This is a genomic window from Moraxella nasibovis, from assembly GCF_029581575.1.
In the GTDB taxonomy this organism is placed as follows: Bacteria; Pseudomonadota; Gammaproteobacteria; order Pseudomonadales; family Moraxellaceae; genus Moraxella; species Moraxella nasibovis.
In genome coordinates this window covers 1,657,061-1,681,851 of the sequence record NZ_CP089975.1, presented here as the reverse complement: position 1 = coordinate 1,681,851, position 24,791 = coordinate 1,657,061, and the positions used below count along the sequence as shown (strand labels likewise).

Here is a 24,791-nt window from a genome sequence, read left to right as displayed (position 1 = left end):
ATACAAAAACCTAGCTAGACAAAACGACAAAAATCGTTTTAAATACACCCAACGAGCAAACATATCATCAAGACTTAATCGGTATGTGCTTGTGGGTAAAATTAGTTTAATTTGGAGAAACTTATGAAAGCTATTAAGCTATCTGTGATTGCTGGTGCTGTGTTGCTATCTACTGGCGCAATGGCAAATGTTGTTACTGACGCTGGCACAGTAGTTGTTACTGGCGCAAAAAACACCACTGTTGCTGTGGTTGACGGCACCAAAACTCTATTCAAAACTGCGGTAAACCCAGCAGCCATCAGCGCAGAAGTTGGTACGCTAGGTTATGGTGCGAACATCGCATGGGCAGTAAACGACACTACAGAACTACAAGCTGGTTGGGCTGGTGGTGATCCAGCTGGTCTATTCAAAGACGACATCTCTGTAGATGGTACCGACTTCGAACTAGACACTGACTTCTCTAACCCATACCTAGGCGTTCAAATGCGCCCTGCGGCAAACTGGTTCACTGTTGGTGCTGGTGTGATCGTTCCTGACAACGACATCAAAGTAAGAGCGCCTGCTCGCCAAAACGAGACCTTCTCAATCCAAGGTACTGATTATATTGTAAACGGTCCAATCGAAGGTACTGTTGAGCACCGCAACAAGCTTGCGCCATACCTAACTGTTGGCTTCCGTCCAAACATCAACAACCACTGGGGTGTATTTGGTGAGCTTGGCGCAGCATACCTAGGTAAAGCTGATGTAACCATCAAATCAAGCAATACTGCTTTCAATGAGCACGCTGCTCAGCGTATCCAAGACAAAGAATATGCGACTTGGTACCCAATCGCTAAAGTTGGTGCTACTTACCGCTTCTAATCAATCTTTTGATTGATAAAATAACCTCAGTTTTTGCTGGGGTTATTTTTTTGCTAATTTTTGAAGGTGGTAAATTTACCGCCTTGATGACACAAAACAAAAAGCCTCAAACATATTTGAGGCTTTTTTTGAGGGCGGGTGATTAAGAATGATTAGTAAGACAGCTCAGCACGGCGGTTTTGAGACCAGTTTGCCTCGCCAGTACCTGCTACGGCAGGGCGTTCCTCGCCAAAGCTTGTGATTTCGATGTTGGCGGTATTGACGCCTTTGTCTGACAGATAAGCACGCACGGCAGCGGCGCGGCGCTCGCCTAATGAGATGTTGTACTCACGAGAGCCACGCTCATCGGTGTGACCTGCGACCAGCACACGAGCGGTTGGGTTGGCTTTTAGGAAGTCTGCTTGTGCGTCTAGCACTCGGGCGGCATCGGCTTTGATGGCGTCTGAATCAAAGTCAAAATACACCACGCCTTGAATCTGTGTCGCTGCGGCTTTGATGGCATCGCTGTTATTAACCAGTTTGCCGCCTTGATAGGCAGGACCTGTGTAGCCTGACACACCGATCGGAGCGACCAGCACTTCTTGGCTTTTGTTTTTGCTGGCGCAGCCTGTCACGGCAAGGGTAGCACCAATGGTGACAAGGGCAAATTTAGTACGGATTGACATAATGACTCCAAATAAAAAATGAAAGGTTTGGTAAAAATAGTGATAAAACTTTGGGTGTATAATGACAAAGTTGCCCGATTTTTACAAGTGGTTTTTGCATATTGTTGCAAGATGATGGCGGTTTTGTGCGTTTTGCATGGTTGAAATTGACATTTTACTGCTGGGATGGGGCGGGTTTTTAAAGATTGGGGTTTTATTTGTGAGTAAATTTTGATAGTATGATGGCGATTTTAAGACATTTGCTATGAATGACAGATTTGATGGAGTATGACAATGACTACGGCTAAAACACCGACAAAAGTTTATTTAAAAGACTACACACCCCCTGTATTTACTGTTGAAAAAATTGATTTGGACATTCGGCTGTATGAGGATCATGCCACCGTTGGCAGTACGCTTAAAATGAAGCGTGCCTACGAGGGCGAGCTTGTATTGCTGGGACGAGATTTGCAATTACGATCCATTAGCGTCAATGGCGTGGCATTGTCATCGGCAGATTATACACTCGATGAGGAACAGCTGATCATTCATCATGCCCCAGACGAGGCGTTGGTGGAGACGCAGGTAAAAATATCGCCACAAACCAACACCGCACTAGAAGGCTTGTATCAGGCTGGCACTGGGGCGGATGCGATGTTTGTCACGCAGTGCGAGGCAGAGGGCTTTCGTAAAATTACCTTTTATCCAGACCGCCCTGATGTGCTGGCAGAGTTTACCACCAGAGTGGAGGCGGACAAAAAATACCCAACCTTGCTTGCCAATGGTAATTTGATTGAGCAGGGTGATTTGGGCGAGCGTCATTTTACCGTTTGGCATGATCCCACCTTAAAGCCAAGCTATCTGTTCGCCTGCGTGATTGCCGATTTGGATGTCATGCAAGATCATTTTACCACTTGTGAGGGGCGAGAGGTTTTGCTTGAAATTTATGCCACCAAGCAGGATTTGGACAAATGCCATGTTGCCATGCAAGCCTTAAAAGACTCCATGAAATGGGATGAGGACAATTATGGCTGTGCGTATGACCTAGATCGCTACATGATTGTGGCGACTGGTCAGTTTAACATGGGGGCGATGGAGAATAAGGGGCTAAATATCTTTAATACTTCGTGCGTCTTGGCAAGCCCAGAGACGGCGACTGATGAACGAAGTTTTCGGGTAAAAGCGGTGGTGGCTCATGAGTATTTTCATAACTGGACGGGCAACCGCATTACCTGCCGTGATTGGTTTCAGCTTTGTTTAAAAGAGGGTTTGACGGTCTTTCGTGATCAGAGTTTTTCTGGCGATTTTCGATCCAAGGCGGTGCAACGCATTGAGGATGTGGCACTCTTGCAAGCTCATCAATTCGCCGAAGATGCAGGCGTGCTGGCTCACCCTGTGCGTCCAGAGAGCTTTGTGGAAATCAATAATTTTTATACCATGACCATCTATGAAAAGGGGGCGGAGATTGTCCGTATGATTGCCAATTTATTGGGCAAGGACAAATACCGTCAAGGCACGGATGAATATTTTCGCCGTCATGATGGGCAGGCGGTAACGATTGAGGATTTTTTATCGGCGTTGTCGGTGGGCGATGAGCGTGTGTTGGACTTTTTGGCGTGGTATCGTCAGCCTGGTACGCCTGAGGTGTCTGGCGGTTTTGAAGTCAATGACAATCAAGTCGTCATCAATCTTAGTCAAAAAACTCGCCATGTGGCAGGGTTTGATGCGCCTGTGGCTTTGCCAATTCCTGTGGACACAGCGATTTTTGATGGGCAAACTGGCAAACTGCTTGCCCAAAAAATGCTACTTTTGACCAAAGATACCGACCGCTTTGTGTTTGATGACTTGCCACTAAATGGCGTGCGTCCTGTGGTGTCGGTATTGCGTAATTTTTCTGCCCCTGTGAAATTGGATTTTGAATACAGCGATGAAGATTTGATGAAGTTGGTCGCTTTTGAGAGTGAAGGTTTTAACCGTTGGCAGGCGGTGCAGACTTTGGCAAATCGTCTGCTCCTTGGGCAGTCGGACAATGTGTCGCTACTGACCGATACGCTAAATGCTGTCGTACCAACGCTGATGAATGAAGATCCGATGCTGACCGCTCGTTTGTTTGATTTGCCAAGCGAGCAAGAGTTGGCGATGGCGTATGAGAGCGATTATCAGCCAGCACAAGTCAAACGCCAGCGAGATGAGCTGAAACAAAAAATCGCCAATGCCCTGCAAAATTCGGTGCGTGATTGGTATTTGGCGTTGCCAATTGTGCCTTATGAAGACACGCCTGATGCTCGTGGTCGCCGTCTACTTAGAAATGTGCTACTTAATATCGCCTTGACCGCAGGCGTGGCAGATGGCGAGCGTTGGGCGTATGAGCAGTACGACCGTGCCAGCTGTATGAGTGAGCGTCTGGGGGCGTTGTCGGCGATGATTGAGTTTGATTTGCCAAAAACGGACGCTTATCTGGTGGACTTTTATGACAGATTCAGCGATGAAGAGCTGGTGATTGATTCATGGTTTTCGGTGCAGGCACGAGCGGGCAGTCGTGATGTGGCGTTCATTGAGTCGCTGATGATGCGTGATGATTATGATTGGCATGTGCCAAACCGTGTGCGTACCACGCTTGGGGCATTGGTGGCAAAACCTGCTCAGCTTTGGAGCAAAGACGGCTTGGCGTTATATTTAGGTGCGATTGTAAAACTTGATGCGACCAACCCACAGCTTGCCGCCAGAATGCTCTCACAGCTTGGGCGTTGGGCGACTTTGAATGCGTCAGATAAGGCGTGGGTGCGCGCGTGCCTAGCCGACCTACAAAGCAAAGCAACCTCCAAAAATGTCTTAGAATTTATCAACAACATGCTTGATGCGGCGTGATTTTGGTAAATTTTGCGATACGGCAGGTTCATCTTGCCGTATTTTTTTTGGTTTTTGTTGGGTGGTTTTTTGCTTTTTTGTGGAATAAACCGTACAATAAAGCGTTTTTGACCAAATTCATACCATCATGAAACCGCCTTTTTATTATCCCATCGCCATTCGCCTAGCCATGCCGATTTATCGCTATATGGTGCATAAAAAATCGCACCATTTGCCAAGCTATGAGCGAGAAATCAACGAGCGATTTGGCAAGCAATATCTGCCCATACCTGCCGCCCAAAACCCGACAGCAAACCCTGTGCAAAACCCTGTGGATAACTTGGAAATTTCTGAGCAAGATTTGGCGTGTCATCGGGGGCTTATTTGGTGTCATGCGGTGAGTCTTGGCGAGCTTAATACGGCTTATCCACTATTAAAAATCCTTTTAAATAAAGGGTTTGACTTGTGGATTACCAGCACAACGCAGACAGGCTTTAACCGAGTGCCAGCCTTATTTGAAAAAGAGCTTGGCAGTCGGGTAAATCATAGTTTTGTCCCTGTGGATAACTTGCCAATCATTCAGGCATTTTTGACACACATTCGCCCTGTGATGGCGATTTTTATTGAAACTGAGCTTTGGGCGAGCTGTTTGTACGAACTGCATCGTCAGCATATCCCATCGGTGATGGTCAATGCCAGACTGACCCAAAAATCCTACGATGGCTATGCCAAATTTGGCAAATTAAGCCAAAGCATGATGGCAAATTTATCCGCCATCATCGCCCAAGATCGGCGGTCGGCAGAGCGGTTTATATCCCTTGGGGCGGATGAGTCCAAGCTGTGTGTGGTGGATTCTTTGAAATGGGCGAGCGTCAGTCAGTCATCGCCAAAAACCCAAGCGCTACTGGCTCAAATCCATACATGGCAGTTGGGCGATAGGGCTGTTTGGCTGGCTGCCAGTACACATGAAGGCGAAGAGCGTTTGATGCTTGATGCTCACAGACAGCTTTTGCAAAGTGGGAAAAATCCACTCTTAATTTTGGTGCCACGCCACCCAGAGCGTTTTGAGCGTGTGGCAGAGCTTTGTCAGCAGATGGGATTTGTCATGCACAGACGCTCTGATGGCGAGCAGATTTGCCCTGATACGCAGGTGTATTTGGCGGACAGCATGGGCGAGCTGTTGGCGTGGTATGCGGTGTGTGATGTGGCGGTGGTGGCAGGGTCTTTTGTGGATGTGGGCGGTCATAATCCCATTGAGCCTGCCATGCTAGCAAAGCCTGTCGTTATGGGAAGATTTGTCAAAAATTGCGAATTGCTCGTAGATGAGCTTTCGGCGGTGGGGGCGTTGGTGCAGGCAGATGGCGTGGCAAATGATGTGGCTTGTGCGGTGGGGAATTGGCTGTTTGATGGCATGCTTGCCAGGCAAGCAGGCGAGCGTGGGGCAGGTTTGGTCGCTCAAAAACAGCACGCCGCCCAAGCGCAGGCAGATGTGCTGATGGAGTGTTTGAATGTTAATTCAACATGCCTTGCGTGAGTGCGTAGGCTTGCGGGGCGAAAATTTTTTGCCTTTCTAGGCTAAGATTTTAGCAGGTCAAATTCTAATTTTTATAAAAAACCCATGAATATTTTGTTATTAAGCCCAAACTGTTTTGATGGCAATCAAGCCACCATCAGTGACCCCAATCAGCTGGCGCACATCAAAAGCGTACTCAAAGCAGACATTGGCGATGTGCTAAAAATCGGTTGTCTGGGCGGAAAAATAGGGCGTGGTGTGCTGATGGAGATGAGCGAACGGCAGGCGGTATTGATGGATGTCGTGCTAGACACACCACCCCCAAAAAAACTGGGCGTAACGCTCATGCTTGCCTTGCCACGCCCAAAGGTGCTAAGACGGCTAGTCATGGACATGACGGCAATCGGTGTGGATCACATCATCTTGGTAAATAGCGTTCGCACGGACAAAAGCTATTGGAGTTCGCCACTTTTGGCTCGCCTTGATGAATTTGTCATAGAAGGGCTGCAACAGGGCGTAGATACCGTGCCACCTGTCATCACACTTGCCAAGCGGTTTAAGCCTTTTGTGCAAGATGAGTTGCCATCTGTAATCAGACCAGCTCTGCCAAGCATGAAAGATGGCAAGCCTGATGACAAAATGGGGCGGGCAAAAGTGGGGCAGGCGGTGGTTTTTCATCCTTATGACAGCATGCCTTTTGGGGAATTTTGTCGCACAGAGGGTTTGCCGACATTCATTGCCATCGGCGCAGAAGGCGGTTTTGTGCCTTATGAAATTGAGCTGTTAAAGTCGGTGGGTGTCGTACCTGTGGGTTTGGGCAGTCGTATTTTACGCACCGAAAGTGTGGTCAATGCAGTGCTTGGGCGGTATTTGTTATAAAATTGGTGTGTGGTTTTGGTGTCAATTTTTTAAAATGGCCGCAGAATGGCATTCATCATGTGGGTTTTGCTGTGCATCGCAGGAGTAAAAAATCTTTTGCCCATAGCGCACGCCAATCATTGACCGAGTGTTTTACAACCGAATGGCGGGTTTGTTTGCCAAAATGTGCAAATAACGACCCATCAGGCGAAATGGCATTTGCTGTGAGTAGCGAAGTTCCATGTCAATCACGGCATCAAGGTTGGTTAGCCCGCCACGCTTTAAAGGGGTGTAATCTGAAAACACCCGAATGCCCGAGCGAGCCTGTACGACATAGCCACGAGACGACAGCCAGCTTTCCACTTCGTCATTTTGTACAGGATTGTTGGGTGTTAGGCTTTTGTTGTCGGCAGGTTTTGGCTTGTCTAATTGATAAAAATTGCCCATAATCAGATTGCGATAAATCAGGCTGGCAGGGTTATAAAAGCACAGCGACAGCACGCCATCGTCTGCCAAAAATTCATCAAAAAAATCCATGATTTGCCAAGGCTTGCCCAGCCATTCTAGCACCGCATGACAAAGAATCAGATCAAATTTTTCGCCTTTGATGGCACGCCCAAGCTCTTGATAAGGGCAAGTGATGAAGCGAATGTCGTGCAGATTTTGCTCGCAGGCGACTTGTTTTGCCTTGTCTATCATATTGGCAGAGATGTCATTGATGGTGCAGTGATGGTCTTTGGCGAGGACAAGACTGATTTGGGCAAGTCCTGCACCGACATCAAGCACTTTTAAGGGTCGTCCAAGCCTTGCGCTTAGTGTGCGGACGGCATGGCTGATGTCTCGTTCTAGTACCGCCAGACGGATTTGTCCTTTAAGACCGCCATAGACTTTTTTGGCAAAATGGTCGGCAATGGGGTCAAAATTGCGGTCGGTGGCGGTGTGGTCGGTGCTAACATTCATGGTCTTTTTTGGGTAATGGAAGATAAAAATGGCTATGGATACGAAGATTTTGTGTCTATCTGTGCTTAAAAAGTGCCGTTGGCTGTGTTATAATGCCGAGTATTTGTCGGATGGTCTGTATTTTAGCACAACTGGGCGCATCCGTGATTGAATTTTAGAGCAAATGAGTGTCCTATGAAAAAAATCAGTGCATTAAAGTACGCCGTGGGCGCATCCGTGGTGGTTTTGGCGGCAGCGTGCAGTAAGAAAGAAGAAGCGCCTGAGACGCAGGTGGCGGTCAGCGAGCCTGTCGTGCAGGAAATCGTGGCTGTCTGCGATGAGCCAAGTCTGCGTAATCGTTTGGTGGATGCGCTGCAAGCGGGTCTTTTGGATCAGGCACTGGCGGCGACTCAAAATTATGACGATGCATCACGCCTAGGCTTGGAGCAGCAAGTGCGTCAAAAGCTGACCGAAGTGAACATCGACCTGCAAAATGTCGTGGCATCAGGCGCCACTTGTCAGGCAGATGTGCAGTTTACATTGCCAAGCCAAGATGTCGCTTATGCCAATCAGGTCTTTGAGACATCGGGTCTTGCGCCACTAGATGAGCAGGCTGCCGAGGCAGGTGCTGCGCTGGTGGGCGGTCATCGCTTGATGGCAAAGGGCTTTACTTATACCATCGAGGATAATAAAGCAATCATCGGTACGGACAATGCCATCTTGACTTTGGTGGCAGATACTTTGGTGGCGGCGACGCACGGCATGGCGGATGATTCGCACACCCATGCGCAAAATGCCCCAACCGTTCGTTTGGAGCCTGTGACGCCGATTGCCACCCCGCGCATTCAGCAGTCTGAGGTGCGTGAGCGTGAGTCTCGCCCAGCAGAGGTGCAGCGCCCTGAGGTTAAGACCAGAACCGAGGTGAGAACAGAAACGACGACGCAGCCAAGACCTAAGCGTGAGCCTGTCAATACCAACAATGTTGAAAACACAAGCACTCGCCCAGCTCGAGAAAAAGCAGCGTCTGACACACCATCGGTGAAATCTGTACGCACTGAGCAAACTAAAACCGTGGTGAGAACAGAGCAAAGCTCGAACGCTCAACCATCGGTAAAAACGAGCGTGAAAGCAGCAGAGCCAAAGGCGACCCCAGCCGCCGAGCCGAGAAGTGACAGCACATCTGCCGCTCAGCCTGCTGCTAATTCTGGTGAGATCACCATCGTTGAGACCAATGACACCTATTGATGGTTGTTTTGATAAAATCCCAAAAGTTATTTTTGGGATTTTTTTTTGTTGTGAAAAATGGGATTTTGCGATTATTGAATTTTTAATGAATATTAAATTTTAATGAATATTGATATATTATGAAAAATTGTAATGAATGTGTTACAATGGCCTGTTATCACGGATAACGACAGTATTAGCACAACGGAAAATTTCATAGTGTCGAGTTTGCCTGCTGGCAGATTCCTTTTGGAGAAAAAGATGCAACATTTTCACACATTAAAGCTGTCTGCGATTGCGCTTTCGGTGGCTGGCTTGGTTGGCTGTGGTCAAGACAAAACCCAAAACCAAGCCCAAGAGCCAAAGGCGGACACTGCCGAAACAGCGACTAAAGAAGCCAAAACGATCGCCATCAGTGCCATCGTTGAACACCCATCGCTTGACGACATTCGCCGTGGTGTCATCGCAGGTCTTGCTGATTTGGGCTATAAAGACGGTCAAAATTTGACGGTCAATTTCCAATCCGCCCAAGGCAACATGGCGACCGCCGCTCAGATCGCCAAGCAATTTGCTGCCGACAATCCTGATGCGATTGTCGCCATTTCCACCCCAACCGCCCAAAGCCTTGCGGCAGCCACCCAGACTGTCCCGCTTGTTTATACGGCTGTCTCCGACCCTGTTGCCGCCAAATTGATTGATAATAATAATGTGGCAACTCAGGCGAACATCACAGGTCTGTCTAGCCAGCTACCACTTGAACCGCAGATTGAGCTATTTACCAAAGTCAAGCCAGATGCCAAGCGTATCGGCTATGTGTATAGCCCAGGCGAAGCAAATTCTCTTGCCCTAAAAGACCGCTTACAAGAGATTTTGCCAAAATATGGCATGACTTTGGTGGACATTCCTGCCAACCGCTCGGCTGATGTGGCGGCGGCGACTCGTGCCTTGGACGGTCGTGCTGATTTGATTTATACTTCGCTTGATAATAATGTCGCCTCAGCGATGGAGGCGATGGTCCAAGTGGCGAACGAGCTTGACTTGCCAATCATCGCCTCTGATGAATTTAGCGTGCGTCGTGGTGCGGCGGCGGCATTGGGCGTGAATGATTTTGATTTTGGTGTGGTGACTGCCAAGATGGTGGCAGGCGTGCTGGATGGCAAAAAACCAAGCGAAATCCAGCCACAAATCATGAACACGCTGACCCTGTATGTCAGCCCAAAACACGCTGCCGAGCAAGGCGTGTCTTTGACTGATGAAGTCAAAAAAGACGCCATCGATGTCGATACCACGCCAAGAGCACAGTGATTGGCATTCAGTGATTTTAAACACCCAAGCTGCCGCCATAAGAATGCTCATCAAGGCTGCCAAAGCCTTTTAAGCTTTTTTATTGTATTTGGACACTTTTGGCCGATGCTTGGGTTGGTATAAAAAATCGTGATGAAAGATTGAAATTTACCAATATTTTGTTTATGATAAATCATCTTTTGTCACATCGCCCTTGGGCGCTTTTATGAGCTTGAAAATGGAGAATGTCATGTACAACCCAAATCGTGTTAATGGATTTGCAAAACTGCTGGGCGTCACTTTATTAAGTGCTGCTTTATTTGGCTGTGGCAATAACAACCAAGCGGCCAACACTTCAACCGATGCTGGCGTCGATGCCAAAACTGTCGCCATCACCGCCATCGTAGAACACCCAGCCTTGGATGCGGTGCGTCAAGGTGCGATCGAAGAGCTTGCGGCTGCTGGCTTTAAAGAAGGTGACAACTTAACGGTCAATTTCCAATCTGCCCAAGGCAACATGGCAACGGCAGGTCAGATCGCCAAGCAATTTGCCGCTGACAATCCAGACGCCATCATCGCCATCGCCACGCCATCAGCGCAAGCCGTCGTCTCTGCGACCAACACCATTCCTGTGGTATTCTCGGCTGTCACCGAGCCTGTGGAAGCCAAATTGGTCGGCAAACTAGACGGCTCTGGCACGAATGTCACAGGTGCGTCTGATGTGCTGCCGCTAGAGCCACAAGTGGCGCTCATCAAAGAGCTGCTGCCTGCGGTGAAAAACATCGGCTTTGTGTATAGCCCAGGTGAAGTAAACTCAACAGTCACCTTAAAAAACCTTAAACAAATCGCCGAAGCACAAGGCATCACCATCGTCGAAGCACCAGCGCAGAAGTCCAGCGACATCGCCATGGCAGCGCAAAGCTTGGTCGGCAAGGTGGATGTGATCTACACCTCAACCGACAACAATGTCATCAATGCTTATGAAGCCTTGACCCAAGTTGCCAAAGAAGCAAAAATCCCATTGGTATCGTCAGACCCAAGCGTCATCGAGCGTGGTGCGTCTGTGGCGTTGGGTGTGAATTATAAAGATTTGGGTCGTGAGACTGGTAAAATCACCGCTCGTATCCTAAAAGGTGAAAAAGCAGGCGACATCCCTGTCTATGCAGCGCAGACGCTTGATTTGTTGGTGAGTAAAAAATATGCCGCCGAGCAGGGCATCACTGTACCGCAGTCGATCGTTGATCGCGCCAGCAAGGTCATCGAATAAGACTTTGGGCAATTTAACTCATAACCATGCGTTAATTTTATTGGATTTTACGAAAAAAATGGCGTATTGATTGGTTTTTACGATAATTGCCCATACACAAACGACGCATAAAGTGTTAAAATAAGACAATGACACACACCGTGATGATTTTTGGTGTGTGTTTTTTGCTTAATTTTAGGAATACTTATGTCAATGATTGCCTTTTTTGGGGCGTTGGAGAGCGGTCTGATTTATGCGCTGATGGCGCTGGGCGTGCTCATTTCGTTCCGCATTTTAGATTTTCCTGATTTGACGGCTGATGGTAGTTTCCCATTGGGCGGTGCGGTAGCGGCACTGGCTATCGTGTCAGGTGTCAATCCGTGGATCGCTTGTATGCTTGGCATGGCAGCAGGCATGGCAGCAGGCGTGGTGACGGCATTTTTGAATGTCAAACTTGGCATTTTGCACCTGCTTGCTGGCATCTTGGTAATGACTGCCTTGTATTCCATCAATCTACGCATCATGGGCGCGCCAAACTTATCACTGCTTGGCGAGCCGACAGTTTTTAGTGCATTTATTGACGGTAATAATGGCACTTGGGTGCGTGTGCTGGTCGCTCTTGCGGTGGTGGTGCTTGCCAAGCTATTTTTGGATTGGTTTTTTAGCACGCAAACAGGGCTTGCGATGCGTGCCACAGGCTCAAACCCAAAAATGGCACAGGCGCAAGGCATTAACACGCCAATGATGATCGTGCTGGGTATGGCGATTAGCAACGGCTTGATTGCGTTGTCTGGGGCGTTGTTCGTGCAGACGCAGGGTGGTGCTGATGTGTCCATCGGTATCGGTACGATCGTCATCGGTCTTGCTGCTGTGATCATCGGCGAGACAGTGCTGACTGCCAAGCGAATTTTTTGGATCACGCTGTCGGTGGTCATCGGTGCGGTGCTGTATAAGCTATTTATCCAAATTGCTCTATCTAGCCAAACCTTGCGTAGTATTGGCTTTGGACCGCAAGATCTAAACCTAGTAACGGCACTGCTTGTGGTTATCGTGCTGATGCTACCAAAATACCGTGCTAAAGTGCTGTCTGCTTTGGGCGTTGGTAAAACTGCTCAAAAAACAGTAAGTAAATAGTTGGGAGAAGTTCTTATGATGATTGCAAACGACTTACGCCTAACTTTCAACAAAGGCACACCTATTGAAAACCCCGCCTTGCAAGGCATTAGCCTACACATCGAAGAAGGCGAATTTGTGACCGTCATCGGTACGAATGGGGCGGGCAAATCCACTTTTTTGAACACCATCAGCGGTGCGATTCGCCCTGATTCTGGCTCTATCGTCATCAATGGCACCGATGTGACCAAACTGCCTACGCACAAACGCAGTCATCTGGTCGCCCGTGTGTTCCAAGATCCGATGGCAGGCACTTGCGAGGCTTTGACCATTGAAGAAAATATGGCGTTGGCGTTCAAGCGTGGCGGTACTCGCAGTCTGTCGGCGGCATTGAACGGCAATAACCGTGAGATTTTCCGTGAAAAACTGTCGGTGCTAAAACTTGGTCTGGAAAACCGCCTGACTGACCGCATGGGGCTACTGTCTGGCGGACAACGCCAAGCGGTGAGCCTATTGATGGCAAGTTTACAGCCGTCCAAGATTTTGCTACTGGACGAGCATACTGCCGCACTGGACCCAAAAACTGCCGCTTTTGTGTTGGCACTCACCGATCAAATCGTCCAAGAAGGGCAGCTTACCACGATGATGGTAACGCATTCTATGCAGCAGGCACTCACGCACGGCACTCGCACTGTAATGCTTCATCAGGGCAAGGTGGTGCTTGATGTCTCTGGCAGTGATCGCCATGGCATGACGGTGCAGGATCTACTAGATATGTTTGAAAAAACTCGTGGCGAAAAAGTCGCTGATGACGCATTGCTACTAGGCTGATAAAGGGATTTTTATGAATAAGCGGTTTGCCAATATTTTATCATTGACGCTGTTTTTTGTGGGGGTGATGTCGGTGGCGATCAGCATCACTCAGAATAATGGCTATGCTTATCATGCCTTTGCGCTGTGTGCGGTGCTGTCCGTGTTGGCTGATTTTATCAGCATCAAGGCAGGTAATAAAATGCCGACTGCCACCGCAGGACAAAAACGCTTCGTACTGCTGTTTCAGGCGGTGGTTTGGGCGGTGGGCTTGGCGCTGATTTATCACTTCAAGCTGTTTCATCCGCACTGATGCGCAAGTATTAAAACCTGCTTTTTAGCAGGTTTTTTGTTATTTGCCTGTCAGCTGACCTGTGATCCAGCGCTTTACGGGCGGTAGGTTGTTACTGATGCGTAAGGCAGCGTCTCGGACGATGCGCATGGGGCGGGCGTCATTGGTAAATAGTGATACCAGCGTGTTGGTGCCATGATACAGTGGGCGAGTGTGCGCTTGGTGGTTTAGATTGTATTTATGTAGCAGGGTAGGGCTTGCGATGTCTTTGTCATCAAGGTGCGCATCAATGATGAGCCTACCCAGTGTATCGACGCTAGATAGCCCCAGATTGTAGCCGTGTGCTGTCACAGGGTGCATACCCACCGCCGCATCGCCGATGAGCGCCGCACGCTTGGCGATGAAAGTATTGGCATGGACACCCGTCAGCGGATAATGATGCACCGTGCCTGCGATCGAGCAAGCACCCAGCTTGTCGCCCATCATACGCTGAGCTTCATTGGCAAGTGCGTCTGGTGATAGGGCGAGCAGTTTGGCGGCTTGGGTGTTATCTAGGGTGATGACGCAGTTGGTCAGATGGTCGTGCAGTGGCAAAAGCGCAAGCGTGCGCCCATAGAAAAAGCACTCTTGGGCGGTTGCCTCGTTGGATAAAGGGTGGCGAACTCGAAAGACGATCACCGTGCGCCCAAAGTCATTCATCTGCGCACCGATGCCAAGTGCTTTTCGCACAAAAGACATCCGAGAGTCAGCACCGATGATGAGCTTGGCGTGCAGAGTCTCGCCGTCGGTAAGATGAACTTTGGCTGACTGATCATCGGTGTCAATGTGCTTGATGCCGACATCGGTCATAAGCTCTACATTGGGCAGGGTTTTGACTTCATCATACAGGGCTTGTCTGATGTTGTGATTGGAGATAAGGTTGCCCAGACGGTCGGTGGAGCTCATGATTTTTAGGTCTTTGGGGACTTTAAAATGCAGACCGTAGTCAAAGCCGCCATTGAACACCTTGGCGTCTTTTAGGGGGTAGATGTCGGATTCATCAATGCGCTGCCATGCCCCTAAGTTTTGTAGGATTTCTTTGGAGTGGTGCGTCAAAGCGATCTCTCGACCGTCATAAGCAGGGCTTTCAATGCTGCTTAGGGGTGCTTTATCCAGCACAGTGATTTGTAAATCTGTGCCTTTAAAATATCTGGCAAAAGCAAGTCCGACGGGACCTGCGCCGATGACGATGATGTCGCTTTGACGGCTCATGATGTTCTCGTTAGTCAGTGGTAGGTCTTGGGTGTGCTGTGGCTAATCATGCGTTGTGCGTGTCGTTTTTTTGGTGACCGCTCAGCTCGTTTTTTACTGCGGTTGCCACCCAAGTTTTTAGGTCGGCGGACAGCTGTGTTAGATGTTCATTCAAAAAATCATCCAGCTGTGCTGACAGCTTGGCACTGATGCGTGCCTCAACTTCGGCAAGGTCTGTTTTGCTAAACTCGCCCGTGCTTTTTGTGCCAAGTGGCGTGCTGTCAAAGCTGTGCACCAGCTTGGTAGGTTCGCTGTTATTGCCATAAGTGGTGAGCAATTCTTCAACGGCACCGCCAAAGTCTTGATGGGTGAATTGATAATGTGCAGCAGGCACATCGCTGCCTAACATGTGAATGATGTCATCAAGCTCTTGATGAAAGGCTTGCTTGACGACACTGGGTGCGGCAAGCCAGCGCTTAGAAAACTGGGGGCTTGGAGAGAAGGTCGCCATAAAAAATCCCAATAATAATGAATGATATGAGCATTGTAAAGCATGGGGCGCATAAAGTCAAAGTGCGGTTTGGTTTGTGATGTCACTTTGGCTAAGCGCTTGTGTTTTGACCATCTTAAAGCCTGTATTATCTGGGTTTTCGATGATGAACAGTGCTTTGATTTGGTGTTGATTGGCGGTGGTGAGTGCCTTTTCATAAGGCATGGCGCTCAGCGCAGTCGCCCAGCCGTCCGCAAGCGCCACACTGTCATGAATGACGGTGACGCTCGGTGCGGCATGAGCGACAGGTTTGCCCGTGGTGGGGCTGATGGTGTGGCTGTATCGCACGCCATTGTATTCCACAGAGTTGCGATAGCCGCCCGATGTGGCGATGTGCAGCGTCTTAGCGTCGGGCTGTCTGAGTGTGGTAAAGACTTTGCGGTCTTGGGTGGTGCTGTCTTTGATGGGCGCATCGATGGCGAGCATCCATGCTTTGCCTTTGTCGTTTTTGCCTTTGGTGGCGACTTCTCCACCGATCTCGACCATGTAGTCTTCGATGCCATACTGCGTCGATAGCACGCTTGCGATGACATCCACGCCATAGCCTTTGGCGATCGCCGAAAAATCAAGCCCAACGCCATCGTGCGTCTTGTGTATCTTGTCGCCAGTCAGTACGATTTTATCCAGTCCGATGGTGTCTTTTAGGGCGTGAATTTCTTCCTCGCTTGGCGGAGATTGTAGGCGCTCGACACTCATGTGAGAGCCAAAACCCCAAAGCTCCACCAAAGGATACACGGTGGGGTCAAAGCTGCCGCCACTTGCCAAAAATATCGTACGGCTGTCGTTTAAAACCTGCTTAAAGTCGGCATCGATCGTCAGTGGCTGATTGCTCGGCAGGCGGTTAAATTTAGAAATCGTGCTGTCCTCGACATAGGTGGACATACTTTGATTGACTTCATTTAGGCGTGCGTCTATCGCCGATTTGATGGCATTGGCATCTTGCGCTGTTGTACGAAAAGTGATGTGATAGCTCGTCCCCATCGTCTCGCCTTCGATGCGCTGATAGTCGCTTTTGGGTGCGCAGGCGCTCACAAAGATGGCGGTAGAAGTTAAGATGATCGGCAAATAACGCATGGCAATTCTCAGTTAAACCCAGTCTTTTAAAATTTCTGATGCCAAGCCAACATCAAGCCGTGGGGCAACTGGTCATTCACCCATGAATCGTATCGGGGCTTGGGGTTGGTTGGCGCAATTTTGTCATTTTAGCATTTTTTCATACATTTGGCATAAATGGATTTGACACAAAACTTAAATTTGACCTAAAAATCAGCCGCCCAAAAAAGGCGGCTTTTTTAAGCTTGGGCAGCGTGTCTTGTCTTGGCATGAGTCTCAAACACAAAATTTATGCCATCTTCACTGACATTCGGCTTACTTTTAACCAGTGTAAACTCGCTCGGTATGGCAGGATAAAAAGCATCACCACCAATGTCCAAATCCACCCGAGTGATTTCCAAAATATCTGCAATATCAATGCTTTGGCGATAAATCTCACCCCCACCGATGATAAAAAGCTTGCCATCTGTGCAGTCATCGCTGGCAAGCGTTAATGCCTGCTCCAAGCTGTGAGCGACTTTCACGCCGTCCGCACGCCACGCCTTATCACGAGTGATGACCCAGTTTATGCGGTTTGGCAAAGGCTTGCCAATGCTTTCAAAAGTCTTTCGCCCCATAATCACCACGCCATTTGCAGTAATGGCTTTAAAATGCTTTAAATCCTCTGGAATGTGCCATGCAAGCTGATTGTCTTTGCCGATACAATGCTTGCGGTCAATGGCGACCACATGGACGATTTGGGTATTTTTCATGGTGTTTACTCGCTAAATTTGGGGTATTTTATGCGATTTTGGCGGTTTTTCAAAGTGTTATTTGATGTTGAAGGTGTTATAATGATGATATGCCCATTTAGGATTTTATCATGTTCAAACAATTCACCAAAACTGCTCGCACCTTTGTCAAAAGTCATTTTAACCTAAATAATCCTGCCGCCACCAAAGCCTTTTTAAATCTGTATTCGCCTTATGTCGGAGCAGGGGTCAAAGTTTTGGAAGTTAATTATGATGAGGGCTTTATTAAAGTGGCGATGCCTTTAACTTGGCGAAATAAAAACATCGTTGGTACGCAATTTGGCGGAAGTTTATATAGCATGACCGACCCATTTTTTATGACATTGCTTATGCAAAAATTAGGCTCTGATTATGTGGTGTGGGACAAGTCGGCTCATATTGATTTTATCAAAGCGGGCACTTCGGATGTATTTGCAACTTTTTATATTGACAACCAAGAAATAGAAACGGTAAAAGAACTTGCCAAAGAAGGAAAAGCGGTATTTAGAGAATATGAAGTGGATATTGTGGATAAAGATGGTGAAGTGATTGCCAAAGTTAAAAAGACTTTATACATTCGGTTAAGAGCATTTAGTAAATCGGCTGGGTTTACAAGTCGGTTTTGACACCAAAAACAACGCACTTAACATCAAAAATAACGCTTGCCCAATTAAAAATATTGCCAAAAAATAATTTTGGCAATACATAATAGAAGTTTTGACAATAGAATGAAATGTTGAACTTTCAAGCCATTGAAATGGTAAAAATACCAAATAACAATATGCTATCACCAAAATTCCATAACCGATTTTGTTTTTTGCCAAAATTAAAACAGGTAAATAAAATAGTGTTAATATAGCAAACAAAATAAATATCACATTATCATCATTACCAGAACTTTGGATCTCTGTTTATTTGAGAATATCATTGGAATTATCAATACATAAATTATCAGCATTGACAAAAAATAAGGGAATAATAGAACAAAATAGAAAAATCATCGCAATTTTTCTGATAATTGTCATCATATTCCCTATTTAAAAAAAATATCATACCGCAACAGGAGCGGTTATTCTCTCGTGCGATTGATAATTCACAATCTTTATGTCATCAAATTTAAAGTCAAATAAATCTTTAACATCAGGATTTAATTCTAACTGACAAAGTGGCAAAGGCTCACGGGTTAATTGCAATTTTGCTTGTTCAAAATGGTTGTGATACAAATGCGTATCACCCCCCGTCCAAATAAATTCGCCCACCTCTAAATCACACACTTGGGCAATCATATGCGTTAAAAGGGCGTAGCTTGCAATATTAAACGGCACACCCAAAAATACATCTGCCGAGCGTTGATACAGTTGACAAGACAGTTTATTATTCACCACAAAAAATTGAAATAAAGTATGACAAGGCGGCAGAGCCACTTGCCCCGCTTCAATCGGATTCCAGCCAGAGACGATTAGGCGGCGAGAATTGGGGTTGGTTTTGATTTCGTTGATAAGCCAAGAAAGCTGGTCAAAGCCGTCTTGATTATACTCGCCACGCTCATCTTTGCTTGCGCCAAAATTACGCCATTGATGACCGTACACCGCCCCCAAATCGCCCGCTTGTCGTCCAAAACGGGCGGTTTGCTCTGCCGTTGCCCATTCGTCCCAAATGGTTACGCCATTGTCTTGCAGATATTTGACATTGGTATCGCCTTTGATGAACCACAAAAGCTCATAAATAATGGATTTCATATGGACTTTTTTGGTGGTAAGCAAAGGAAAACCATCTGCCAAATTAAACCGCATTTGATAGCCAAACACACTGCGAGTGCCTGTGCCTGTACGGTCGCCTTTGTCATCGCCATTGTTTAGAATATGGGATAGGAGTTCTAGGTATTGTTTCATGTCGTCTCTTGTTTGTCTTTTAGGCTTTTTGCCAATCGTAGATTTTGTGTTTGTAGGCGAGCGTCAGTAAAATGACGCCCACGACAATCATCGGCAGGCTGTATAGCTGACCCTTGCTCATCCAGCCAAAAATCAGCGCATAGCCGACATCAGGCTGGCGGAAAAATTCGGTGATAAAGCGGCTGATGCCATAGCCAAGCAAGAATAAGGCAGACACCGCATAGCGTGGGCGAGGCTTGGCGCTAAACCACCAAAGCAAAACAAACAGCAGCACGCCTTCGGTGAGTGCTTGATACAGCTGGCTTGGGTGGCGTGGCAAGAGGTAGTATTCGCCAAGCTGAGTGGCGATATTGGTGAGGCTTGGGTCTTTATTGATAAGCTCATGGTCGGCGGCGACAGCTTGTGGAAAATACATCAGGTGCGCATAGTCGCCATGCGAAACACGCCCCCACAGCTCGCCATTGATGAAGTTGCCAATCCGCCCAAAAAGCAGCCCCAATGGCACGCACGGTGCGATGAAATCCAGCACGGCGAAAGGGTGTTTGTTGTATTTTTTGGCAAACCACAGCATCGCCACCACCACGCCCAAAAAGCCGCCATGAAAGCTCATGCCGCCTTCCCACACACGCAAAAGATAGGCGGGGTTTGAAATGAATTCGCTAAAATTATACAAAATCACATAGCCAATGCGACCGCCCAAAATCACGCCCAACGCCCCAAAAAACACCAAGTCGGATACCATCTCCGTGCTAAAATCGGTGCGTTTTTTGGTACGCCAAGTCGCCAAAAGATAGGCTGATAAAAAGGCGAGCAGGTACATCAGTCCATACCAATGTAGCTGTATAAAACCCAAATCTAGGGCGACAGGGTCAAATTGCGGGTGAAAAATTGCCATACATGTCTTGCCAAAATCAAATAAAATGCTGTCATTATAGCAAAATTAATGACAAAGTTAGCCAAAATTTTCTTAAAATTTCTATCGTTTGGCTAAAATGAGATTTAAGGCGTTGAATTTGAAAGATCTGTGGTGTGGGCGATGCTGGCTGAGCCTTCTGTCGACTGGAGGTTTGATTAAAAACTCGCCAAAAAGCTTGCCAAAAACAAAAAAGACCGAATCGAAATCCGGTCTTTTTTGGCAGATGAGATCTTGGTAAATCAAGTGGCGGACAATAATAGCTCCTTGTTTAAGGGAAGTTCTTTGATCAGCTCTTGCAAGGCTCGCTGATACACGCCTCGTTTAAAAGCGACCACTTGATTTAAAGGGTACCAATAACTCACCCATTGCCACTCGTCAAACTCAGGCTTTGAGGCATCAAAGCGGATGTGTTTGGTGTTGTCTTCATCTAAGCGTAGCAAAAACCATTTTTGTTTTTGCCCAATGCACAAAGGCTCTTGATTGGTTCGAATGTAGCGTTTTGGTAGGCGATAGCGAAGCCAATCCTTCGTCACCGCCAAAAGCTCCACATGATGTGGTAGCAGCCCAACTTCTTCGTACAGCTCACGATACATCGCATCAAGCGGGGTCTCACCGTGGTCGATACCCCCTTGTGGAAATTGCCAACTGTCGTGTCCGATGCGTTTTGCCCAAAGCACTTGCCCTTGTGTATTCGCCAAGATGATGCCGACATTGGCTCGAAAGCCGTCCGAATCAATCATGACTAAACTCTATCTTTAAAAATTTTAAAAATTCTGCCAAAATTCTTGGCAGATGAACTTAACTACTATTAAAACAAATTTTTAACAAAAAGTGTAATATTTTTTTGCATTAAAATGTTTCTTAGATGTTTTTGCGGTGCTTTTTTTGGGCTTTGACTCAGATTTTTTGCTGATTTCTAATCTTTGTTTGAAATTGGGCTAAAATTGCCTTGAAAAATGACACAAAAACCGTCATAGTAGGGCTGATTTTTATTTTTTATTTGAATGAGTGGGAGTGATTATGACAGATATGACGACCAGCGTGGCGTGGCTAAAAAATGAAGTGATTAATTTTAAAGCGACTGGCGGCTCTGGACACGAAGTGGTGATGGATTCGGCACAGCAGTTGGGTTCAAGACCGATGGAGCTGATTTTGATGGGGCTTGGTGGCTGTGCCAGCTATGATGTGGTGAGCATTTTACAAAAATCTCGTCAAGCGATCTCAGATGTTCGCTGCGAAGTATCTGCCAAGCGTGCCGATGCGGTGCCTGCGGTATTTACCGACATTCATTTGCATTTTGTGGTGGCAGGGACAAACATCAAAGAAAGTCAAGTCGCCAAGGCCATTGAGCTGTCTGCGACCAAATACTGCTCGGCATCAAAAATGCTTGCTGATGGCGGTGTTAATATCACGCATGATTATGAAATTGTTGAAGTTTAAATGGTTTGAGTGGTCGCAGAGATGAGTAGCGTGGTGGCATTTGTGGCGAATTTTTCGCCAAAAATTGGTGTGGCGGTGCAAGCGATGATGGTGGCGTGTCTGCTGCCTTTTATGCTTGCCATGCTTGCTAAGATTGCTGGCGGATTTAGGCTTGGTGATAATGCCAATCCACGAGCTTTTTTGGCAAAAACCACTGGCATGGCAGCAAGGCTTAATGCCGCCCAAGCCAATAGCTTTGAAGGTTTGCCGATATTTTTGGCGGCGGTCTTGGTGGCGATGTATTGTTTTGTGCCGCAGAATGTCATCAATGTGCTGGCGTGGCTGTATGTACTGCTGCGTATCGGTTATGGCATGGCGTATGCACTGGATTTGTCTGTACTGCGTTCGGCGCTTTGGTTTTTGGGGCTACTTTGCTGTTTGGCGTTGTTTTATTTTGCCATTTTGATGGTGTAGTTTGGTTTTGGTGAAAAATATAACAAAATCAATAACTTATAATAAATTATTGTAGGTCGGGCTATGCTCACCATTGCAAGAATGCAAACCAAAACGGTGGGCTAAGCCTACCCTACGCCCAATAAACTCAATGACTTGCAAAAAAATGTTGGGTTACGCTAAGCTCCCCCAACCTACAAAAGCTGTAATGCTTTATTGGTCGTAGACTGGGCTGAGTGCAACGAAAACCCAACAATTTCAAAGATTTACGATAAAAATGTTAGGTCTTCGCCTTACCCAACCCTACGCCTACGACCATTTCATCAATTTTTCCCTTAACAACAAAAATACCGTTTCAATCCCTTTAACAAAAGCTCAGGCTCAACAAACAGCTCATTGCCAAATTGTTGATTGAGCATATTTGCCCCACCGCCAGTCAGCGTGATGACAAAGTCAGGATAATCCGCCTGTATCGCGCGCACCGCACTCACCACGCCAAACAGCACGCCATGATTGACCGCATCAAAGGTGGTCTGCCCCAAAGCGGTGCTGTCAAACCGTCCTGCCTTGACCGAAATCTGCTGAGTGCCAGCATACAGGGCGTGGCGCTGCATATAGACATTGGGCAGGATATAACCGCCCAAATGTACGCCATGCTCAATCAAATCAATGGTTAGGGCCGTGCCACAGCCAACCACGCATTGTTTTTGGTTTTTATTGACCACACCAAGCATTTGTAGCCAGCGATCTACGCCAAGCTGATTGGGGTCGTAATGACTGCTTAACAGCTCGTGGTGGGCATTGACTCTGGCAAATTCAAACGGTACGCCAAGCGTTTGCAATGTCTGGGTCAAGGCCAAATTGATTTTATCGCCCAGCACGCTAGAAATGCCGACAAATTCTGGCTGAAAACTTGCCAAAGTCCCCAAAAGTCCAAGCAAAAGCTCATTGGGGGCTTTTAGGTGTTCTTTGGCATCGTGGGTAATGATGGTATCACCATCGACAATCCAATATTTTAGGCGAGTATTGCCCAAATCCAGCCATAATTTTTTCATTGTACTTTTCCTTGAATTTTTGCCATGCCTGCATAAATGGGCGTGATTTGGTGGTTGTTTTCTAATAACAATTCACCATCACCGCCAATCCCTACACAAAGACCACTGGCGTGAATATCGGTCATGTTGTTTTGGATAAAAATGTCAATCCATTTGCCTTGTAAAAGATGAGATTTATTAAAATCTGTAATAAATTTTTTGATGGTCATTTCATTATTTAGCCCATTGCAAATTTGCACCGCCTTAAAAATGGCATTTGCCATAGGCATGTATAAGGCTTGGGCGGATAAATGAGAAAAATCCGTTCGTGGTGAGCTTGTCGAACCATGAATGGTTTTTTTGTCTTTGGTGGGCTCAGGACGAACGAAAAGGCTCAAATCGTCATTGGGAATTAATTCCTTTAAACAAGTCGCCTGATACAAGCCATCTTGAATGATGGGTGAATTATTGACATTCAGACCGATGCCTATGACCACGCCCACCAGCGTGTTTTTTGGTAATTTTTTAAAAACAGGCTCAATTAAAATGCCAGACAATTTTTGAAACACGCCCAATCTTTCATCATAAAACCCCACATCATTCGCCCATTTTACGCCGATTAAGGGTAATTGGTTTTGAGTGCGGATTTGATTGATGGCTTGAATGATTTTTAATTGGGCAAGTTCAAACCCCACCGCCAACGACAATAAACCTGACAGTCGGTGCAACTGACGCTCGTCTTGACCGATGGGAATGTACAATGACAAAAACACATTATCCATACCGCTCACCCAACTTCGCCCATGCTGACCACGCCCTGCCGTCTGATGGTTTGCGGTATAAAGGTGAGGTGTGGCGTGGGGGAGTGTGCCTGTGCTGATGGCGTTGATGAGCTGGGTGTTGGTGCTGTCGGTCTCATCAAAATGTGTGTGGGCGAGCAAATCGTGCATGGTTTTGGTTTTTAAAATGTTAAAAATGGGCTATAATACCACAATTTTAAATGGAGATTTTAAAAATGATGTATTTATGGTTTGTCATCGCAGGGGCGTTCGCTGGCGTGTGTGCAGGGCTGTTTGGTGTGGGTGGTGGCTTGATCATCGTGCCTGCCTTGGTGTGGATTTTGGGGGCGTATGCCTTTCCTGCTGAAATCATTCCCCATGTCTCGGTGGGTACGGCATTGGCGACCATCATCATCACGAGTATCAGCTCATTCACCGCTCATAATAAAGCAGGGAATGTACGCTGGGAAGTCTTTAAAAATCTCACTTATGGCTTGGTGATTGGCTCTTTGTTCGGGGCGTGGGTGGCAACACTCATTCATGGGCAATATCTACAAGGACTGATTGGTGTGTTTGCCATCGCTATGTCCATACAGATGTTCATGAAAAAAGCCGAAGAAAACATCAAGCCTTTGCCAAGTCCTGTGAGTCAAAGCGTGGCAGGCGGTGTGATTGGTATGGCATCGGCGATTTTTGGTATCGGTGGGGGCAGTTTGAATGTGCCATATCTGACGCACGCAGGCTTGCCAATTAAGCAGGCGGTGGGAACGAGTGCGGCGTGCGGTTTGCCGATTGCCATCGCTGGGGCGCTCGGGTTTATCATTTTTGGACAAAGTCATGTGGCAGGCATGAGCGAGCCTGTAAAGGGGCTGATTGGCTTTGTGCATTTGCCTGCATTTGTGGCAATCAGTGCGGCAAGTTTTATCACTGCCAAGCTGGGCGCAAAAATCGCCCACAAAATGCCAGCCGCCACACTCAAAAAAGCCTTTGCCTGTCTTTTAATTGTGGTAGGTTGTCAGTTGTTGTATAGTAGTATGGTTTAATGGTATAAATTGAATTGCTGG

Annotated in this window: 25 protein-coding genes; 14 read left to right on the top strand and 11 right to left on the bottom strand. The window is 47.2% G+C overall.

The genetic code is table 11. The annotated features are described in order from the left end of the window. The first annotated feature begins 123 nt into the window (after window positions 1–123). On the top strand, window positions 124–861 hold the full coding sequence (locus LU290_RS08065; protein ID WP_277808089.1) for a hypothetical protein: 738 nt from the start codon (window positions 124–126) through the stop codon (window positions 859–861). A gap of 152 nt (window positions 862–1,013) precedes the next feature. Here the strand turns inward: LU290_RS08065 and pal are convergent, their stop codons facing one another. Further along, window positions 1,014–1,529: a peptidoglycan-associated lipoprotein Pal gene (gene pal / locus LU290_RS08060; protein ID WP_370688562.1), complete on the bottom strand. Its 516-nt coding sequence runs from the start codon at window positions 1,527–1,529 to the stop codon at window positions 1,014–1,016. Window positions 1,530–1,799: 270 nt separating this feature from the next. Between pal and pepN the strand changes: the two genes are divergently transcribed. From pepN to LU290_RS08045, 3 genes are all read left to right on the top strand, one after another. Beyond that, window positions 1,800–4,373: an aminopeptidase N gene (gene pepN / locus LU290_RS08055; RefSeq protein ID WP_370688529.1), complete on the top strand. Its 2,574-nt coding sequence runs from the start codon at window positions 1,800–1,802 to the stop codon at window positions 4,371–4,373. 127 nt (window positions 4,374–4,500) lie between these two features. Continuing rightward, window positions 4,501–5,886, top strand: coding sequence for a 3-deoxy-D-manno-octulosonic acid transferase (locus tag LU290_RS08050; RefSeq protein ID WP_277808086.1), 1,386 nt, complete (start codon window positions 4,501–4,503; stop codon window positions 5,884–5,886). A gap of 84 nt (window positions 5,887–5,970) precedes the next feature. Continuing rightward, complete coding sequence (locus LU290_RS08045; RefSeq protein ID WP_277808085.1) at window positions 5,971–6,744, top strand: 16S rRNA (uracil(1498)-N(3))-methyltransferase; 774 nt, start codon at window positions 5,971–5,973, stop codon at window positions 6,742–6,744. 132 nt (window positions 6,745–6,876) lie between these two features. On the opposite strand, the gene LU290_RS08040 is transcribed toward LU290_RS08045, so the two are convergent. Beyond that, window positions 6,877–7,683 (bottom strand): methyltransferase domain-containing protein, encoded by an 807-nt coding sequence (locus LU290_RS08040; RefSeq protein WP_277808084.1) that lies wholly within the window; start codon window positions 7,681–7,683, stop codon window positions 6,877–6,879. A 174-nt stretch (window positions 7,684–7,857) separates the two neighbouring features. On the opposite strand from LU290_RS08040, the gene LU290_RS08035 reads away from it, so the two are divergent. From LU290_RS08035 to LU290_RS08010, 6 genes are all read left to right on the top strand, one after another. Continuing rightward, window positions 7,858–8,907: a hypothetical protein gene (locus LU290_RS08035; protein WP_277808083.1), complete on the top strand. Its 1,050-nt coding sequence runs from the start codon at window positions 7,858–7,860 to the stop codon at window positions 8,905–8,907. 240 nt (window positions 8,908–9,147) lie between these two features. Then, the gene (locus tag LU290_RS08030) at window positions 9,148–10,191 is read left to right on the top strand and encodes an ABC transporter substrate-binding protein (RefSeq protein ID WP_277808082.1); all 1,044 of its coding nucleotides are present in this window, start codon (window positions 9,148–9,150) and stop codon (window positions 10,189–10,191) included. A gap of 229 nt (window positions 10,192–10,420) precedes the next feature. After that, window positions 10,421–11,437, top strand: coding sequence for an ABC transporter substrate-binding protein (locus LU290_RS08025; RefSeq protein WP_370688561.1), 1,017 nt, complete (start codon window positions 10,421–10,423; stop codon window positions 11,435–11,437). 186 nt (window positions 11,438–11,623) lie between these two features. Further along, window positions 11,624–12,550: an ABC transporter permease gene (locus tag LU290_RS08020; protein WP_277808080.1), complete on the top strand. Its 927-nt coding sequence runs from the start codon at window positions 11,624–11,626 to the stop codon at window positions 12,548–12,550. Window positions 12,551–12,565: 15 nt separating this feature from the next. Beyond that, window positions 12,566–13,360, top strand: a complete 795-nt coding sequence (locus tag LU290_RS08015; protein WP_277808079.1) for an ABC transporter ATP-binding protein — start codon at window positions 12,566–12,568, stop codon at window positions 13,358–13,360. 13 nt (window positions 13,361–13,373) lie between these two features. Next, entirely contained in the window at window positions 13,374–13,652 is a 279-nt protein-coding gene (locus LU290_RS08010) for a hypothetical protein (RefSeq protein ID WP_277808078.1), read from the top strand. Window positions 13,653–13,691: 39 nt separating this feature from the next. On the opposite strand, the gene ubiM is transcribed toward LU290_RS08010, so the two are convergent. From ubiM to LU290_RS07990, 4 genes are all read right to left on the bottom strand, one after another. Beyond that, window positions 13,692–14,882, bottom strand: a complete 1,191-nt coding sequence (gene ubiM, locus LU290_RS08005) for a 5-demethoxyubiquinol-8 5-hydroxylase UbiM (protein WP_277808077.1) — start codon at window positions 14,880–14,882, stop codon at window positions 13,692–13,694. A gap of 46 nt (window positions 14,883–14,928) precedes the next feature. After that, window positions 14,929–15,372, bottom strand: a complete 444-nt coding sequence (locus LU290_RS08000; RefSeq protein WP_277808076.1) for a hypothetical protein — start codon at window positions 15,370–15,372, stop codon at window positions 14,929–14,931. A 57-nt stretch (window positions 15,373–15,429) separates the two neighbouring features. Continuing rightward, window positions 15,430–16,485, bottom strand: a complete 1,056-nt coding sequence (locus tag LU290_RS07995; protein ID WP_277808075.1) for an FAD:protein FMN transferase — start codon at window positions 16,483–16,485, stop codon at window positions 15,430–15,432. Between the two features lie 218 nt (window positions 16,486–16,703). Beyond that, complete coding sequence (locus LU290_RS07990) at window positions 16,704–17,216, bottom strand: dihydrofolate reductase (protein ID WP_277808074.1); 513 nt, start codon at window positions 17,214–17,216, stop codon at window positions 16,704–16,706. Between the two features lie 110 nt (window positions 17,217–17,326). Between LU290_RS07990 and LU290_RS07985 the strand changes: the two genes are divergently transcribed. Further along, window positions 17,327–17,860: a DUF4442 domain-containing protein gene (locus tag LU290_RS07985; RefSeq protein ID WP_277808073.1), complete on the top strand. Its 534-nt coding sequence runs from the start codon at window positions 17,327–17,329 to the stop codon at window positions 17,858–17,860. Window positions 17,861–18,283: 423 nt separating this feature from the next. On the opposite strand, the gene LU290_RS07980 is transcribed toward LU290_RS07985, so the two are convergent. The 3 genes from LU290_RS07980 to LU290_RS07970 form a co-directional block, all read right to left on the bottom strand. Further along, complete coding sequence (locus LU290_RS07980; protein WP_277808072.1) at window positions 18,284–19,126, bottom strand: thymidylate synthase; 843 nt, start codon at window positions 19,124–19,126, stop codon at window positions 18,284–18,286. A 19-nt stretch (window positions 19,127–19,145) separates the two neighbouring features. Continuing rightward, on the bottom strand, window positions 19,146–20,021 hold the full coding sequence (gene lgt / locus LU290_RS07975; RefSeq protein ID WP_277808071.1) for a prolipoprotein diacylglyceryl transferase: 876 nt from the start codon (window positions 20,019–20,021) through the stop codon (window positions 19,146–19,148). 260 nt (window positions 20,022–20,281) lie between these two features. Further along, window positions 20,282–20,782: an RNA pyrophosphohydrolase gene (locus LU290_RS07970; RefSeq protein WP_277808070.1), complete on the bottom strand. Its 501-nt coding sequence runs from the start codon at window positions 20,780–20,782 to the stop codon at window positions 20,282–20,284. 289 nt (window positions 20,783–21,071) lie between these two features. Between LU290_RS07970 and LU290_RS07965 the strand changes: the two genes are divergently transcribed. Continuing rightward, window positions 21,072–21,482, top strand: a complete 411-nt coding sequence (locus LU290_RS07965; RefSeq protein ID WP_277809591.1) for an OsmC family protein — start codon at window positions 21,072–21,074, stop codon at window positions 21,480–21,482. A 21-nt stretch (window positions 21,483–21,503) separates the two neighbouring features. Further along, entirely contained in the window at window positions 21,504–21,935 is a 432-nt protein-coding gene (locus tag LU290_RS07960) for an MAPEG family protein (protein WP_277808069.1), read from the top strand. Between the two features lie 314 nt (window positions 21,936–22,249). Here the strand turns inward: LU290_RS07960 and LU290_RS07955 are convergent, their stop codons facing one another. After that, window positions 22,250–22,969 carry a type III pantothenate kinase gene (locus LU290_RS07955; RefSeq protein WP_277808068.1) on the bottom strand — a complete coding sequence of 240 codons (720 nt, stop codon included), beginning with the start codon at window positions 22,967–22,969 and terminating at the stop codon, window positions 22,250–22,252. Beyond that, on the bottom strand, window positions 22,966–23,898 hold the full coding sequence (locus tag LU290_RS07950; protein ID WP_277808067.1) for a biotin--[acetyl-CoA-carboxylase] ligase: 933 nt from the start codon (window positions 23,896–23,898) through the stop codon (window positions 22,966–22,968). The genes LU290_RS07955 and LU290_RS07950 overlap by 4 nt, the downstream gene beginning before the upstream one ends. Window positions 23,899–23,963: 65 nt before the next feature. On the opposite strand from LU290_RS07950, the gene LU290_RS07945 reads away from it, so the two are divergent. Beyond that, complete coding sequence (locus LU290_RS07945) at window positions 23,964–24,770, top strand: sulfite exporter TauE/SafE family protein (protein WP_277808066.1); 807 nt, start codon at window positions 23,964–23,966, stop codon at window positions 24,768–24,770. The last annotated feature ends 21 nt before the right edge of the window (window positions 24,771–24,791 follow it).